General features: G+C 43.0%; 7 protein-coding genes. 2 read left to right on the forward strand and 5 right to left on the reverse strand.

The features are described 5' to 3' along the window. Positions 1–15: 15 nt before the first annotated feature. On the forward strand, positions 16–690 hold the full coding sequence (locus ACT3QR_RS07895) for an SAM-dependent methyltransferase (protein ID WP_444520799.1): 675 nt from the start codon (positions 16–18) through the stop codon (positions 688–690). A gap of 135 nt (positions 691–825) precedes the next feature. Here ACT3QR_RS07895 and ACT3QR_RS07900 read toward each other — a convergent pair whose 3' ends face one another. After that, on the reverse strand, positions 826–2,220 hold the full coding sequence (locus tag ACT3QR_RS07900; RefSeq protein WP_444520800.1) for an ABC1 kinase family protein: 1,395 nt from the start codon (positions 2,218–2,220) through the stop codon (positions 826–828). Positions 2,221–2,667: 447 nt separating this feature from the next. Further along, the gene (gene purD / locus ACT3QR_RS07905; RefSeq protein ID WP_444520840.1) at positions 2,668–3,984 is read right to left on the reverse strand and encodes a phosphoribosylamine--glycine ligase; all 1,317 of its coding nucleotides are present in this window, start codon (positions 3,982–3,984) and stop codon (positions 2,668–2,670) included. 459 nt (positions 3,985–4,443) lie between these two features. Between purD and ACT3QR_RS07910 the strand changes: the two genes are divergently transcribed. Further along, positions 4,444–9,291, forward strand: coding sequence for an NAD-glutamate dehydrogenase (locus ACT3QR_RS07910; RefSeq protein ID WP_444520801.1), 4,848 nt, complete (start codon positions 4,444–4,446; stop codon positions 9,289–9,291). Positions 9,292–9,424: 133 nt separating this feature from the next. Here ACT3QR_RS07910 and ACT3QR_RS07915 read toward each other — a convergent pair whose 3' ends face one another. From ACT3QR_RS07915 to cysG, 3 genes are all read right to left on the reverse strand, one after another. After that, complete coding sequence (locus ACT3QR_RS07915; protein ID WP_444520802.1) at positions 9,425–13,351, reverse strand: AAA family ATPase; 3,927 nt, start codon at positions 13,349–13,351, stop codon at positions 9,425–9,427. Between the two features lie 79 nt (positions 13,352–13,430). After that, positions 13,431–15,113 carry an exonuclease SbcCD subunit D C-terminal domain-containing protein gene (locus ACT3QR_RS07920; RefSeq protein ID WP_444520803.1) on the reverse strand — a complete coding sequence of 561 codons (1,683 nt, stop codon included), beginning with the start codon at positions 15,111–15,113 and terminating at the stop codon, positions 13,431–13,433. 166 nt (positions 15,114–15,279) lie between these two features. Beyond that, positions 15,280–16,920 (reverse strand): siroheme synthase CysG, encoded by a 1,641-nt coding sequence (cysG, locus tag ACT3QR_RS07925; RefSeq protein ID WP_444520804.1) that lies wholly within the window; start codon positions 16,918–16,920, stop codon positions 15,280–15,282. Positions 16,921–17,172 lie beyond the last annotated feature (252 nt).

Consider the following 17,172-nt stretch of genomic DNA (forward strand, 5'->3'; position numbering starts at 1 on the left):
CTTTAAGGATAGTAGATGACCGACAATATTGATCTCACGCATCAGCAAGAGCGTGCCTTTCAACCACAAAAACTGTCAGCACCGCGTGACTTTATTATTCCAAGTATTATCAGTGACAATAAAGATGAAAAACCGTTGATGCTAGAAATTGGGACAGGGAAGGGTAAGCATGCACTTAGCTTTGCCGCACAAAATCCTGATAAGCATCTGATAGCCATTGAACGCACGCGTAATAAATTTGAAGCATTCTCAAAATTAGCCACTCTACAAAATCTATCAAACCTAGATGCGATTCATGCGGATGCGATTGCATGGACAGTGCACGCCATCAAACCAAACAGCTTGGCTAAAATATTCATTCTTTATCCCAATCCTGAGCAGCACAATCCAAATCAGCAGTGGCTGAATATGCCTTTTTTTGAGTTTTTATTATCACGCTTGCAGGTGGGCGGAGAAATAATATTGGTGACTAATATCGAATCCTATATGGACAATGCAGAGCACCAAGCAACTAAAGTATGGTGCCTACCATCGACACGTACTCGAGTACCAGCGACTAGTCAGCGCACGCATTTCGAAGTGAAATACCTTGCACGACAAGAGGTATGTTGGGAGCTGAGTATTCGTAAGCCGAAGTGGTACAAGACTAGGTTTGATAATTGGCAGGTAAGTACTATGAACGAAAAATAATAGCCTAAGTAAAAATATGCAGTTTATATTGGTGATATACAGTAGACCTAACAGTATTAGATATAAAATAGCCTAAGCAAATAAAATCTAAAGCCAAAAAACCGTCACTAAAAGACGGTTCAAAATTTACACAGTTTATAAATAAGGTTTTACAAGGCTATTAGAGTTGGTATGAGCATTTAGAACAGTCAAGAAAGTATATGCACCGATAAACTTACGGCTGATAAACATAAATTCTTTCGGTGGTAAGTTAAATTCAAAAGACTGCATTGCGCGTGTAGCAGTAGCAGATAAACGTGAATGTAACTTACTATTCGCCCAAATGTAGCGGTTCTGGTTGTCCAAACATTCACTAGGGATGTTAGTGTTTTTATCAGGATCACTAAAAGGCTCTGTAGCCAGTAAAAATAACGAAGCAATATCTGACCGTACCTTGCTACTCATACTATCGAAAAAATCATATCCCGTCATAGCCAAGTTCATTGCTTGTTGGTCATGGCGATATCCTGCACGTAGTAAACCACGGGCAATCGTTAATAAATTGCCATCAAACTGACGAATTGCCCCAAAATCTAGTAAAACTAATCTATCGATATCTTCTTCGCTTTCGCTCACACGCACTAAATAATTACCAAAGTTAGGATCTGTCTGCATTTCACCCCATACAAAAATTTCTTGCATCATGATTTCGATAGCCGCTTGACCAATGGCATTTCGGCGTTCATGAGGTAACAGTTGTAATGCTTCTGAGACTACCGTAATACCTGGCTCATACGACATACATAGCAAACGTTTTTTAGAGTAAGTACGATTAATCTTAGGAACGATATAGCGTGGATCGTCGATTAAACGCTCGTAAAAACGTTCTGTCGTAGCCGCTTCCGCATCATAATCAACTTCGTGGTGGAGTAGGTCACGTATTTCCTCAAACCAAGCATCAAGTGAGCGTGTTTGAGGAACGATATTACTTACTTTTAACAACTGCTTGAACAAAGCAAGATCAGAGTTGATAGCATCTGCCACACCCGGATATTGAATTTTCAAAACGACTTGTTCGCCAGTGGCGACTACGGTCGCACGATGAACTTGAGCAAGAGAAGCAGTTCCAATTGGGACAGGGTCAACGTTCAGCTCATTTAGTTTGTTACCCAATAACTGACGCAAGGTTTGCTCAATCGTTGGCCAAGTTAGTGTCGCTGTATCATCATTAAGGGTTTGCAGAGCCCGCGTGATCTCTGGCGGTAGTATGTGCTCACCATAAATCGCTAGCATCTGACCAATTTTGACGACTGAACCTTTCAACTTGCCTAGCTCAGATGCCAGATAATTTGCCTGAGTTTCCATAAACGCCTGATTACGTGCAGTACGTGCTTCTTTATTTAAGAACATACCAGACACGCTATTACCCGCCCAACGACGACCAATATTCAAAGAAGTTTTTGCAATCGACATACGACGATCAAAACCTGAGGTTTTTAGGCTATCGATTGATTGCTTGTTACTAAAAGGTTTAGACGTATCATTTGCCATAAGTATAATCATTCATCCAATTGGTATTGATTTGCGGGTTCGAAACCTACAATACAAGGGAGACGTGATGCACAGGTACAAAATTGTATCATATAAAGTGTGCTGGTTTTATGAGCCTGAGCTGGCCATTGATAGTTACTTTGTAAGCCAATATCTATTGATAACTATTGATAAATAGGTACTTACTAATTTGAGTATGATTAATAAGTAGTTAGAATTTTCTAGAAAATTCACTGATCATTTAAATTTAGAAAAATCTATTTATAGCCGATGGGTAAGTATCAAAAAGATACTAAAAATAAGACCTAGCATGATGCTAGGTCAAATAGTGATATAGAGCTATAAATATAGAAATACTATTAAGCAAACATATTAGACGAAACCTTCGCATTATCTAAAATATTGCCCAAGACGTTACTCAATATGTCTTTTAGTATGCTTTAGCTGCTAAGCATTTTCACGAGTGATGGCGTGGTGACCAATATCACGGCGATACTGCGCACCATCGAAGCTAATAGCAGCGGTGACTGCTAATGCTGCTTGCTGAGCATCAGAAATGCTATCTGCTAGGGCGGTTACACATAAGACTCGTCCGCCATTTGTAACGACCTCTTTATCATTATCGTTAGAAAATGCTGTGCCAGCATGAAAAACTTTAACAGCGTTATCGTTGTTGGGATCTAATTCTGGCAAGCCAGCAATCACATCACCTTTCGACGAAGTTTCAGGGTAGCCTTTTGATGCAACAACGATACCTAGAGCAGGGCGAGCATCCCATTTTGCTTCACTAGGTAGCTGACCGGCTAAGCCTTGTGCGACTAAATCTACCATTGATGACTGCAAACGCATTAAGATAGGCTGTGTTTCTGGATCACCAAAACGGCAGTTAAACTCGATGACATAAGGGTCGCCTGCTTTATCAATCATAAGTCCAGCGTATAGGAAGCCAGTATAAGGATGGCCTGCATTTTTCATAGCATCAACCACTGGTTGAATCACTTTCTGCATGACTTTGTTGTGAACATCGCTCGTAACAACGGGAGCAGGAGAGTATGCACCCATGCCACCCGTGTTCGGACCGGTATCGCCTTCAAAAGCACGTTTGTGATCTTGGCTGGTTGCCATTGGCAGGATATTGTCACCATCAATCATACAGATAAAGCTGGCTTCTTCGCCTTGCAAAAATTGCTCGATAACCACGCGGCTGCCGGCATCACCAAACTTGTTATCTGCTAGCATATCATCGATAGCTTCATGCGCTTGTTCGATCGTTTCAGCAACGATAACGCCTTTACCTGCAGCAAGCCCATCTGCTTTGATAACGATAGGCGCGCCTTGCTCATCGACATAAGCTTTAGCAGCGACTGCATCGGTAAACCCTTGATAAGCAGCCGTTGGGATGTTGTTTTGCTCCATGAACTCTTTGGCAAAAGTTTTTGAGCCTTCTAACTGTGCACAGTACGCTGTTGGTCCCCATGCGTTAATTCCTGCTTCACGACAAGCATCAACAATACCCGTAACCAACGGCGCTTCTGGACCAACAATCACCATATCGATATCGTTATTTTGACAAAACGCGATAACAGCACTATGCTCGCCTGCTTCAGCATCGGTAGACTCTAGTGTAACGTTTTGACATTTAGGCTCAAGGGCGGTGCCAGCATTACCAGGAGCGATGTAAATATTTTTTACATTGTCATCTTTTGCACATTGCCATGCCAATGCGTGTTCGCGACCACCTGAGCCAACCACCAAAATATTCATCATACCTTTTGCCCTTAGCATTGAAAGTTAATAGTGAGCGAGTCGTACGCTCTTAAATATGTTGGCATATTCTAACAAAAAAACGTCTCCAATTACCATGAGTATCCGCCTGCCAGCACTGAATCATCAATATCAATGTTTAAAATCGTATTATCTCATTAGTAAAGGTTATCGACGCGTTGTTGATTCATGAAATGATGTTGTACACTTTAGCTCGCGCCTTATGTGCGTTACACTTCACTATATTGGTGGTGTTAAATTCTGATGACTATATATTGATAAAAAATAAGAGTAAAAAAGGAGAAGAATTCTAGTCGTTATAAAAATAAAATAAGTCGCGTGAATGGATATACTGCACCGTTGCACCAATGATGAATAGGTAGCAATAGTAGTCAATATAAATCGATAATCTTAAATAAATAAGTGTTAAACCAAATCTATAAAAAAAGGACATAAGAAATGCCAAACTCTCTCAGTATCGCAAAAGAGCGCATTAGCCAGATAAGCGATATTGCTACCAGTTATGTACAAAAAGACAAATCGCTATTTGATCATTTTATTCATAGCTATTATCAGCCGTTGCATCAAGAAACTGCAGAGGCGATTAGTAATGCTGACTTGGCGGGCATGGCGCTACACCACTTTACACTACTCAAAGCTTACAATGGCAGCAAGCCGCAGCTGACAGTACTAAACCCAGCAGCAGAAGAGCAGCACTTTCACAGCTCACATACGGTCATTCAAATTGCAGCTTATGATAGACCATTCTTAGTTGATACGATTTTGATGAGCCTTGAAGCTGAAGGTATCGATGTTCATCGTACTTATAACATCATTATCAATGTTGAACGTGATGATAATGGTGATATTACGCATATCGAAGGCGCACATGAAAGTGCTACTTCACATATGTCATTGATTCATTGTGAAATTGCTTATCAAGACGATGCAGACTTAGAAGCGTTACAACAGATGCTCATGTCAAAAATTGACACGCTTGATACCGTCGTTGGCGATTGGAAACAGATGCGTGCACAGTTAAATGACATTAAAACTGAGCTTTCGACTAAGCCGCTACCAGAAGTATTCTACTCACAGCAAGAAATCCAAGCATTTTTGGATTGGATCTTAGACGATCACTTTATATTCTTAGGATATCGTGAATACCGCTTAGAAGGCGGACAGTCTATCGAAGTGACTGCTGAACCAACCGATCTGGATTTATTTGCGATTGGTAATAGTGGCCTTGGTCTATTACGTGGCTCTGAAAAAGACAAACTATCAGAAAGCTTCAGCCAATTGCCTAGAGAGTTAAAGCAATTGTTGACTGAACCACGTGTGTTGATGCTCTCTAAATCCAGCCGTGTATCACCTGTGCATCGTTCAGTATATATGGACTTTTTGGGTATTCATAAGTTCGATGACAATGGTAAACTAATTGGTGAATACCGCTTTGTTGGCTTGCTCACGTCACAAGCTTATCAGCTGACAGTACAGCAAATACCACTATTGCGCGAAAAAGCCAACAAGATTATGGCAATGGCAGACTTGCCACGTGACGGTCATGCTCACCATAAGATGATGCATGTGATTAACACGTTACCACGTGATGATTTATTCCAAGCCAGCGTCGAAGAACTATACCCAATTGTTTCGGGTATTACTCAGCTACAAGATAAGAAAAGCTTACGTCTGTTTAGCCGTATCGACCATTATCAGCGTTTTGTTTCGTGCTTGGTCTATATCCCACGTGACAAGTTCAACACTGAGCTACGTATCAAGGTACAAAACGTCCTAAAAGACGCCTACAACGGTATGTCTTCAGGGTTTACCACTGAGTTCAACGAGTCTGCACATGCTCGTGTGCATGTCCACGTACGTACCGTGCCTGGTCAAGTAAATGACGTCAATATCGCCACACTTGAAGCCAAATTGTCGGCACTCATGCAATCGTGGGATGACAATTATCAAAAAATGCTACTCGACAACGTGGGTGAGCAACAAGCCAACGCTTTAAACCGTCGCTTCTTAAACTATATTCCTGCTGCCTACCAAGAGCGTTTTGATGCTCGTACTGCAGTCGAAGATACAAAGCGCTTGGCTGGATTGACCGCAGAGAACCCAATGCTTTGGCACTTGTATCGTTCAACGGGTGACGCAAACAACCAATTACATCTAAAATTGTACGGTCGTGAACAACCGGTTATCTTGTCAAAAGTATTACCAATACTTGAAAACTTTGGTGTGTCAGTTATCTCTGCGCAGACCTATGAGTTTGATCTACCAGAACAACCTATCTGGATGCAAGAATATGAGCTAACGCTAGAGCATGTCGATACTGTCAATATGCAAGTAGTGCGTGGTCAGTTCGAAGACAGCCTTAAACAAATTTGGGCAGGTCGTATTGAAAGTGATTCATTCAACGAACTGGTACTAACGACTAAGCTCGATACCTATGATGTCGTTGTATTACGTGCATTGTCTCGCTATATGCTGCAAGCTCGTGCGCCATTTTCTGGTGCTTATATTCAGCAAACGGTGGTCAAAAACAGTGATATCAGTGTAGCGTTAGGTAGCTTGTTTGACGCGCGCATGAATCCTAAGTATAGCGAAGCGGAGCGCCAAGAAAAGGCTGCTACGATTCAAGAGCAAATCACAACTGCGTTAGCAGATGTTGATAGCTTAGACGAAGATCGTATCTTGCGCTGGTACTTAGATTTGATCAATGCAATGGTGCGTACCAACTTCTATCAAACAGATGAAAGCGGTCAACGTAAAGATCGTTTGTCGTTTAAATTCTTGGCAGCAGACATTCCAAACTTGCCTAAACCAAAGCCAATGTTTGAAATATTTGTGTATTCACCACGCGTTGAAGCGGTACATTTACGTGGTGGAAAAGTCGCGCGTGGCGGTCTGCGTTGGTCAGATCGTATGGAAGATTTCCGTACTGAAGTACTTGGTCTTGTTAAAGCACAGATGGTCAAAAACGCAGTCATCGTTCCTGTGGGATCTAAAGGCGGCTTTATTGTAAAGACCAAAAGTATGGCTGATGGTCGTGAAGCATTTCAGGCTGAAGGTATCGCTTGCTATCAGACATTCTTACGCGGCATGCTTGATGTCACAGACAATATTATAGATGGCAATATTGTCCCGCCAGCCAATACGGTACGTCATGATGAAGACGACCCATACTTGGTTGTCGCAGCAGACAAAGGCACAGCCACGTTCTCTGATATCGCCAATGCACTAGCAGCAGAGTACAACTTCTGGCTAGATGATGCCTTTGCATCAGGTGGCTCAGTAGGTTATGACCACAAAGCAATGGGTATCACAGCTCGCGGTGGATGGGAATCGGTTAAACGTCACTTCCGTATGCGTGGTATGGACATCCAAAACCGTGATGACTTTACCGTGGTCGGTATCGGTGACATGAGCGGTGATGTATTCGGTAATGGTATGCTGCTATCGACGCATACTAAGTTAGTTGCTGCCTTTAACCATCTACATATCTTTATTGATCCTAATCCAGACACCGCCGCCTCATACGCTGAGCGTGCACGCTTGTTTGAATTACCACGCTCATCATGGGCAGATTATGAAGTATCGTTAATCAGTCAAGGTGGTGGTATCTTCTCACGCCAAGACAAAACCATCGCTATCAGTCCTGAGATGAAATCGCTCTTTGATATTAGTGAAGACAGCCTTGCACCGAATGACTTGATTAGTGCGTTACTACGCGCTCCTGTCGATCTTATTTGGAATGGTGGTATCGGTACTTATGTCAAAAGTGCGAACGAAACGCATGCTGACGTTGGTGACCGTGCGAATGATTCACTACGTATTGATGGTAATGAGCTACGTGCAGCCGTCGTTGGTGAAGGTGGTAACTTGGGTCTAACTCAGCAAGGTCGTATCGAATACGCTCAAACCGGTGGACGTATCTATACAGATGCAATCGACAACTCAGGCGGTGTTAACTGCTCGGATCATGAAGTCAATATCAAAATCCTACTCGGCAAGGTAGTTGAGCAAGGCGATATGACAATTAAGCAACGTAATGAGCTGCTTGAGAGTATGACCGACACCGTAGCGGAATTGGTACTGCGTCAGAACTACTTGCAACCACAAGCGATCGAGCTGAGTCAACTTCGTGCAGCAGCTAATCTGAGTGATCATCAACGCTTTATTCAGATGTTAGAAGGTGAAGGGCGTTTGGATCGTGCGATTGAGTACCTACCATCAGATGAAGAGATTGCCAAACGTCAAAAAGCAGATACTGGTCTGACCAATCCTGAGCTAGCAGTGGTCTTAGCCTACGGAAAAATGTGGATTTATGACAACTTATTATTGTCTGATTTGCCAGATGATCCGTACTTTATCAATGAGCTACGCAAGTACTTCCCAGATGAGCTTGCTTCACGCTTCTTTGATGAGATGACTGAGCACCGTTTGCATCGTGAGATTATCAGTACTTATTTGACCAATAGTGTGGTGAACCGTTTAGGTATTGAAGCGCTGTTCCGTCTCTTTGAGGAAACCGATCAATCACTAGCAACTATTGTACGTGGCTATGCGATTAGCCGTGACGTATTCAATATATCGCGCGCTTGGAAAGCACTAGAGGCGCTAGACAATCAAGTTGAGGCGACATTGTTGTTAAACCTTGAGCTACGTTTACGTGATTCTCTTGAGCGCGGTGTGGTCTGGTTCATCAATGCCTTCGGTCAAAACTTGCAAGTCGCTGATATGATTAGCCGCTTTAGTGAAAGTGTTGAAAAACTGACTAAGCCAAGTGGTTTTATCGAGCAGCAGTTTGCGCAATATCTACAAGAAGATACTAAGCGCTTGATGCAAAAAGATCTGTCTGATAATGATGCTACGCTATTTGCGATGCTACCGTATCATGTCGATGCACTTGATGCTGCATTGCTTGCTGAGCAATATGAACGTCCTGTCGATGAGATTGCAACCTTATACTTTGAAGCTTACCAAGTGTTGCAGTTAGATTGGATGATGGAAAATATTGCGAGCTTACCACAGCAAGATTATTGGGATCGCCGTGCCCGCCATGCGTTAGTGAACGAGCTGTCGCGTAGCTTGCGCCTACTAATGGATGTGGTACTCTCAAAACCAGATGCCAAGCAAGCATTTAGTGAATGGAGAGCAAGACACGTTGATCAGCTTGCAGCAGTTACAACAGAGATGAATAAGTTAGATGAGCTGCATAGCAACGATGAAGAAGGTCAAATCGGTCTATCAACGTTGTCGGTATTGATGAGTGAGCTTAGTGGCTTAGTCACTAAATAGTGGAATAATATCAATCCCAAACTGCCTTATAAAAAAACCACCGTTCTTAATGTCCGGTGGTTTTTTATTGTCTATCTAAAAATTGTTTAATCAAAAATAGAGTAGAAAGCCGTCAACTGTCTGGCTTAATTTATTATGACGCTTTTTCACTAATGACTTTACGACAGCCTTGTCCGCTAATCTGACTAAACCCACCAGAGATTTTTTCGACTTTGATTTGCGTCAAGATACGCTCTTTTAACGCTTGAACGTGAGAGATAATACCGATAATTTTGCCTTCTTGTTGTAGGCTGGTTAGGGTATCAAGCGCGATATCGAGTGACTCTTCATCAAGTGTACCAAACCCTTCATCCAAAAATAACGAGTCCACTCGTATATTTTGACTGGCCATTTGTGACAATCCTAGTGCTAATGCTAGGCTAATGATGAAACCTTCACCGCCTGATAGGTTTTTGGTGCTGCGGATATCACCGCCCTGATAATCATCAACCACGTTAAGCTCTAATGCGTTGTCTGCATCATGAATGAGTAAGTAGCGATTGCTCATTTTTGATAGCTGTTTATTGGCATGGTCAATCATCACCTGAAAGGTTAAGCCCTGCGCAAAGGTACGGTATTTTTTGCCATCTGCGGAGCCAATCAAATCATACAACTGTTGCCAGACTTGCATGGTCTCTTTTTGTGCAGCGATAGCAGTGTGCTGCTCGCTCTGTACGGTTTTTTGCTGCTCATTGGTTGTGAGCTGTTGTTCGATAGCGCCCAATGCACCAAAACGATTATCTATCTCTATCTGTAGCTGGTTCTGCTTGTCAGTGAGTGCGTCTCTTGGCTCATCAGTCAAAGGATTGGCAAGCTGTTCATCCAATGATTGCTGTGTGGCTTGCAATTGCGCTTTGGTCTGGTTTAATGTTTGCTCAATACCGAACTGGCGGTTTTTTAGATCATCACGCGTCTCTTTTGGCAGTCGTGCCTGCTCAAAATCCGCCTCGCTTGTAAACTGCGATTGTGCCAATAACGCGGTAAAATTCGTTTGCTGCTCATTAAGTGTGGTCATAGCAATATCAATATCGTTTGCCAATTGCTGCGCGCGCGATTGTGATTGCTCCAGCAACTGTGCCGCATTATCTGCCTGCCGTTGTACGATAGCTGTCTTGTTTTTTGCCTCATCTAGCGCTGTGTGTAGTCGATTGCTCTCGTGATCAGGGTTTTTATCTGCAAATAGCGCCTCTCTTTCTGCCTGTAAGTGCTGATGCGTTTTAGTATGCTCGCTAATTAAAGTGTCTAATTGCTGAAGTGCGGCTTCTTCACTTGCCAGCTGATGTTGCTTGGTATCAATTTGTGCGGTGATACTGCTTAGACTATTATTCAGCTGATGCTGCTGGTCGACTTGCTCATTAAAGGTTTGTTTTAATTCCTTCAGCGCACTGCTTTTCTGGCGTAGTTGATCGATGTGAGTGTCACATTCAGTCTTACTTAATACTGCCTGCGTTTGAATACTATGATGCAGTTGCGAGAGTGCCGCCTGAATGTCTGCGCTGTTCGGTGCTGTATTCAAATATGCTTTGTATTTATCAATGGGGTATTTATCTACTTGCGCGCAGACCACCGTAATAATAGGCGCCAATTCAGCAAAATTAACATTAATATGGTTTTCTATACCTTCAATTTTTTGTGATATCAATTTTATATCAGTCGTTATGCTGTTGACCTCATCAATCAGCGCCTGTTGCTGTTTTTCATCGGTCTCAATCGTTCTGTTAAGCGCTATAATCTGTTCTGCCTGAGCATCATATTCAGTTAGTATGGTGTGAGTCGACTGCTTTTGTTGATTGAGCTTCTGCTTGGTGTTGTTTAATATCGCGGTAAAATGCTTAATATGAGCCATATCAAAGACATTGGCACTTTTATAAAAGTCACTCATCTCAGTCAGTGGCTGGATAATCTCAGCAAGCGCTTGGGTATATGTATTTTGATTAGGCAGTATTGAGACCAAAACAGACTGCATATCACTGGCTAGAGTTGTGGATCGTGTCTGCAGGTATGCCAATTGCTGCTGTTCGCTATTGATGGCTGATTGTTTTGTCGCATGTTTAATATTATCGTTAGATAGGGTCTGCTCGATATTTTCGATCAACGTATCTAGATCATCTATTTGCTGCTGGGTTTGTTGCATTCGCGACTGAGATTTATCGCCGTCTGTATGCTTATCTAATAATGGATGATCCTTACCATAAGGATGTTCATGCGCGCCGCAAAGCGGGCAGGGCGTACCGTCTTCTAGCTCTATGATGTAATCTTCAAGCTTGGCGACTTTCTGTAGTAGTCTTAGATGCTCCTGTTTTTCTTGCTGCTTGGATTTGGCCCCTTGTAAGTTTGACCGACGTTGGACAATCGAGTCTGCTAACGTAGCCAGCTCTTTATTTAGTGCTGGCAGTGTCAGGTCAATCTGACTGATTTGGTCAGATAATTCAGATAAATGCTGTAGCTTAAAACGGACTTGCTCAATATGAGCGCTTATTTGACCAATCTGTTCTTGCTCGCTGCGCATACTCGCAACCGATTGGTCTTTCACAAGAGCGTCTTGCTGCTGTTGTAAGCTGGCAAGTTGCGTGTGTTGCTGCGAGATTGATGACTTATCTGTCTCTAGTTTTTTTGATAATGTATCCGCATTGTCTTGTTGCTCACGCATTTTCTGATGCTGTGTGGCTTTGTCTGCTGTTAGGCTGATATTACTCGTTAAAAGCGTTTTTAATCGAATACAGTTGTCATTAAAAGTGGGTATGTCGCTATCTAAATTATTGAGCTCTGGGTAGTCGCTAAAGTATTTTTTTATGTGGTTAAGCTGACGTTTAATATCACTTTCGGTTTGTTGGTGTGTGTCTATCTGTTGACGTAAGTTCTGCATGCTAGTAGCAAGCATGTTTTTGCGTTGCGTGTCGTCTGCTAACAATCGGGTTTGCTGATTAACTTTGTTATCTAGATCCCGCACTTTTGTGATAACTGGCAGGGTATCATTCAGTGCTGTTGTCGCTTGCGCCTCTATGGTGGTAGCAGTGTGCAACTCATTATTAGCTTTTAGCACAGAAGCCTGTTGCGTTGGTAGTTCCTGAGTGATGGTGGTGTTTTCTATCTGTAGGTCTTGCACTTTTTTTCGGCTATAAGTCAATTCTCGAAACGGACTGTCAAGCTCTAATGCTTTATTGGCAGCATCCAAACGCATGGCTTCTGACACAAAGTCTTGCTGCGCTTGCAATGCGTCTGCCATTAATCCTTGGTGCTTGGTCAGATTTTGCTGTAATTCTGTGACTTTATCCAACCATTGTAGTTGGTCGCTCACTTCCTTAAAGGCTTTGCGCTGTACGGCTTGCTCCTGCTTGAGAGTGGTTAATTCCACGTGCAGCTGCGCCTCATCTTCATCACTTAATAAGGGTAAGCTGTCGATGCCGGCTTGTAGTTTGGCCAGTTGGTTTTCTTCGTGTCGTTTTTTTTCAAACACGTTTTTAGATATCTCGGCATAAATGGCTGTACCAGTGATTTTTTCTAGAATGGCCGCTCTGTCAGCGACATCGGACTTTAAAAAAGCGGCAAAGCTACCCTGTGCCAGCATGATGGAACGGGTAAACTGATTAAAATCCATGCCAATTAAGTCTTGGATATAGACGGCTGTTTTAGATTTTTTTTCTTCTAATACCTTTGCGCTTTTGACATCACTGATTTCATGCTTGATGGGCAGCAAATTACCTTTGGCTTTTTTGCGCGCTCGATGCTGATACCATGAGCAGCAATAATGCTTATCACCGATCTCTATCACTACCTCGGCTGAGCACTCGCCTGTACCTTGGGTCATCATCTCATTGGCTGAGCCCGTAATGTCACCCAATCTAGGAGTTCGGCTATATAGTGCCAAACAAATCGCATCTAAAATGGTGGTCTTGCCAGCGCCCGTTTGCCCTGTGATGGCAAATATACCTTCATTAATAAAAGCGGCATTCGTAAAGTCGATGTGCCATTCACCTTTTAGCGAGTTTAGGTTTTTTAGTCGTAGTTCAATTAGGCGCATGGTTGGGTCTTATCATTATTGGAACAGTTGTTATTTTAAAATAGGGTTAATGCTTCAAAGCATGATACTTAAGGTTTGGTTATTCAGCCTGTGTATCGTTATGATGAATGTTATGAATAATCTGTGCGTAAGCATCACGTAAGGTCAGCTTTTGCGCATCTGTCACCTCATTAGCACTCAAACAACGCTCAAATACTTGCATCTCATTTAAGTCTTGCAAGGTCTCAGAAGCCGCCTCTTGATTCAACACTTTGTTATAAGTACGAGGGTTTTTTATTTTCAACACCTCACAGGGCAAGCTATCGACCATAACTTGAATCTGCTCACGCAAGTCACTGACAATATCGTCACCGGTATAAATGAGCTCAAGCCAAACCGATTCGCTCGGTGCTAAAGACTGAATGGTGCTGTCGATTGTCTGTTGAATAGTCTGCAAATCGCCAGATATTTGTGCCAACTTTTGGAATTTTGGAATAGGTAAGGATAACACTTGCATCTGACGTTCAGCATCATGGTGGAGTAGTTGATCAGCGAACGCAGAGGTTGAAGGCGTTGACTCTGAAATGCCGATGATACTCTGAGCTATATCGGTTTTGGTGGCCTTTTCTTCGATATTATTGTCTTCATTACTATTCTCTGCTTCAATACCGATGTCTTCTTGAGCGCTGTTGTTAATCTTTTCGCTTGATACCAACTCGTCTGTTATTGCGTCATCAAAACCAAATAAGTCATCGATAAAGTCGGTTTGACTGGCTGCCTTTTTGGTCGTGGGTTTTTCTACTGACATCTTAGGCTTGGTAGATGTATTACTAAGCTGAGCCATATCAGAGGTTAGGTTCGCCGCTGGAGCTTCACTTATACTTTCATGATGGCTTTTGTTATCAATACTCTCTTTAATATCGTCTAATGCTGCACCGAATTGTATCAGTAAAGCCTGCTTTTGCTGCTTGGCTTCACCAAACCCCATAGCAATAGGTGAACCTGAATAGCGAATATGCTCGCGCCCGCCCACACGCTGCGGTACGTGCAAATGCCCCAGTGCGACGTAATCAAAGCACTCGTCGAACATTTCGGCAGAGATTTTACCTAAGTTGCCAATATATAAGTCACGCACGCCATCATCGGCAGTGGTGCTACCACCTGAGGCAAATAAATGACCAGTAGCAATAATAGGAATATGACGACTGTGTGTTTTGACAATGGTCTGTTGGTGCGATTTGGCAATGGCTGCTACGGCATCATAATGCGCACAAATACCATTAATCACGCTGGCGTCTTTACTGTCCATAGACTCACCAGCACCGCTACTACGAACATCGCGGTCGCGCAGATAAGGTACTGCTGCGACAATACAGATGGGCACGCCTTGAGCGTTATTTAACAACAGCACTTCATCGTTGACATCATCGCAAGCCGTACCGATCACATGCACGTTTAAAAACTTTAGGACCTGACTGGGTGCGTCTAAAAATGTCGGGGAGTCATGATTGCCTGCCACGATAATGATATGTTGGCAGCAAGATTTTGATACCTTACCCAAAAATTCATAGTACAGTGCTTGGGCTCTATTGCTTGGGGTCATGGTGTCGAAGATATCACCAGCGACGATTAATACATCGACTTTTTGCGTACGGATGGTCTCTTCAAGCCAGCTTAAAAAAGCTTCAAATTCGCTATAGCGCATATGTCCATAAAGCCGTCGTCCTAAGTGCCAATCGGATGTGTGCAAAATGGTTAATGGTAAGGCAGCGAGTACGGGCATAGGGGCACTTAATATAATTGGCTAAATGAGGAAGGGAATGCAGTGATTATTTTAGCAAGAATTGTCGACATTTGCGCTGTTGCCAAAACAAAACCCTACCAATAATATACTGATAGGGTTTTGTTCTTATTTACGACTCAGCATTTTGCAGCTTAGGAAGGAAGCGCTAGTCCACAATCAATTGCTCCAGACCGTCTCCTTGATGTGTTGCAAGATTTTCGACCATAGAAAGTGCATGGGCTTGTTGGTCTATTGGTTGTTTTACGGCTTTACCTCTCGAGCCTTCACGCAACCAGTTGTTAGCTATGTCATCACTGTTTTGACTGTGCTGCTGGTTTTGCAAATTATACCAAGCCAAATCATGATGCAAGCTGACTACATCACCCATAATAAGTAGAGCAGGTGTTGGCAATTGTGCTTGCTCTTGTTTGGCAACAATCGTTGCAAGCGTACCGGTTAATACCTGTTGATTGGGCATACTCGCATTAGAAACGATAGCAATCGGCGTCTCGCGACTACGACCAGCGTCAACCAAGCCTTCAGTCAAACGTGCCAGCGAGTGCAGACCCATATAAAATACGACCGTTTCATCAGTATTTAAGAAGCTCTTAAAGTTACTGTTGGGTGCACCAGCTTTTAAAAATCCTGTCACAAAACGCACTGATTGTGAATGGTCACGGTGAGTTAAAGGAATTCCTGCATAGCTAGCAGCAGCATTGGCAGCAGTGATACCTGGAACTACTTGGTATGGCACATTGTTTGCTCGTAAGCTTTCGATCTCTTCGCCGCCACGTCCAAAGATAAATGGATCTCCACCTTTTAAGCGTACGACACGGCGACCTTGTTTGGCATGATTAACAAGTAGCTCATTGATGCCTAATTGCGCAACTGTATGGTTGCTACGTTTCTTACCGACAAATACTTTGTCAGCGTCACGGCGACATAAGTCCAAGACCTGCGGTGAAACCAGCGCATCATAAAATACTACATCGGCTTGCTGCATCAAACGCAGTGCTTTAAATGTCAAAAGTTCTGGATCACCAGGGCCTGCACCAACGATATAGACTTCGCCGACTGCTGTGCCTTCTTTTTCTGACTCATGTGCTAGCGCAGGCGCATTCGTATCAGGTTCTTTCACCGAGTTTTTATCTTCGCTGTTTTGGTGAATGGCAGCGGCAGTACGGTCCAAGTCCGCTTGCAGTTGGGCAGTGGCTTCAGTCTCATTACCTGCAAACATCAGCTGGCTGACTTGACCTTCAAATGCGCGCTCCCAAAATTGACGACGGCCAGTAAGCGTTGGTATCTTAGCTTTTACCTCATTGCGGAAGTCACCGGCCAGCTTGGCTAATTTACCATAGCCTTGCGGGATTAGGGTCTCAAGACGTGCCCGTAGTAGACGTGCCAATACTGGCGCTTTACCATTTGATGAGATCCCAATCACGATAGGATTGCGATCGATAATGGCTGGAAAGATAAAATCACATAAATGCGGGGTGTCGACCACATTGACTGGAATGTTTAGCTCAGTCGCATCTGCATGAATTTGGTGATTCAGCGTCTCGTCGTCAGTCGCGGCAATGATTACCCGTGCGCCTGACATATAAGCTTTATTATAATTCTCATAGATAAATTCATGCTTATCTTCAGTGAGTAAAGCTTGTAGCTCGTGGCTGATATCGGGCGCGAGAATCGTGATACAGGCACCTGCACGGCTGAGCAAGTCCGCTTTACGCAGTGCTACTTCGCCGCCGCCCACGATGAGCACTTTACGGCCTTCTAATTTAAAAAATAGCGGGAAGGTGTTCATAGTGTCACCATATATTTAATTGTTTATTATGAAAGGTAGAGAAGGTATAAGGGATGCCGCCATTATGAGGTATCACAGGCATACTCTCACGTAGTGAATTGGCATTAGTATATTCGTTTTTGAAATATTAATTGATATTTTTCTTGCTAATAGGAATAGATGAACTTACTTGCTCAAATGAATAAGTAATCTAACACACGCTAACACCTCCCAAAATTAAGTTGTGCTAGCATGTCTTAAGACAATTAATCG

This window comes from Psychrobacter sp. AOP7-B1-25 (assembly GCF_052376195.1).
Taxonomy (GTDB): Bacteria; Pseudomonadota; Gammaproteobacteria; order Pseudomonadales; family Moraxellaceae; genus Psychrobacter.

What these genes read in the sequence shown, in the direction of transcription:
- purD (WP_444520840.1), bottom strand. Translation starts at nt 3,984, where the DNA reads ATGAATATTTTGGTGGTTGGCTCAGGTGGTCGCGAACACGCATTGGCA.
- ACT3QR_RS07910 (WP_444520801.1), top strand. Translation starts at nt 4,444, where the DNA reads ATGCCAAACTCTCTCAGTATCGCAAAAGAGCGCATTAGCCAGATAAGC.
- ACT3QR_RS07895 (WP_444520799.1), top strand. Translation starts at nt 16, where the DNA reads ATGACCGACAATATTGATCTCACGCATCAGCAAGAGCGTGCCTTTCAA.
- ACT3QR_RS07915 (WP_444520802.1), bottom strand. Translation starts at nt 13,351, where the DNA reads ATGCGCCTAATTGAACTACGACTAAAAAACCTAAACTCGCTAAAAGGT.
- ACT3QR_RS07900 (WP_444520800.1), bottom strand. Translation starts at nt 2,220, where the DNA reads ATGGCAAATGATACGTCTAAACCTTTTAGTAACAAGCAATCAATCGAT.
- ACT3QR_RS07920 (WP_444520803.1), bottom strand. Translation starts at nt 15,113, where the DNA reads ATGCCCGTACTCGCTGCCTTACCATTAACCATTTTGCACACATCCGAT.
- cysG (WP_444520804.1), bottom strand. Translation starts at nt 16,920, where the DNA reads ATGAACACCTTCCCGCTATTTTTTAAATTAGAAGGCCGTAAAGTGCTC.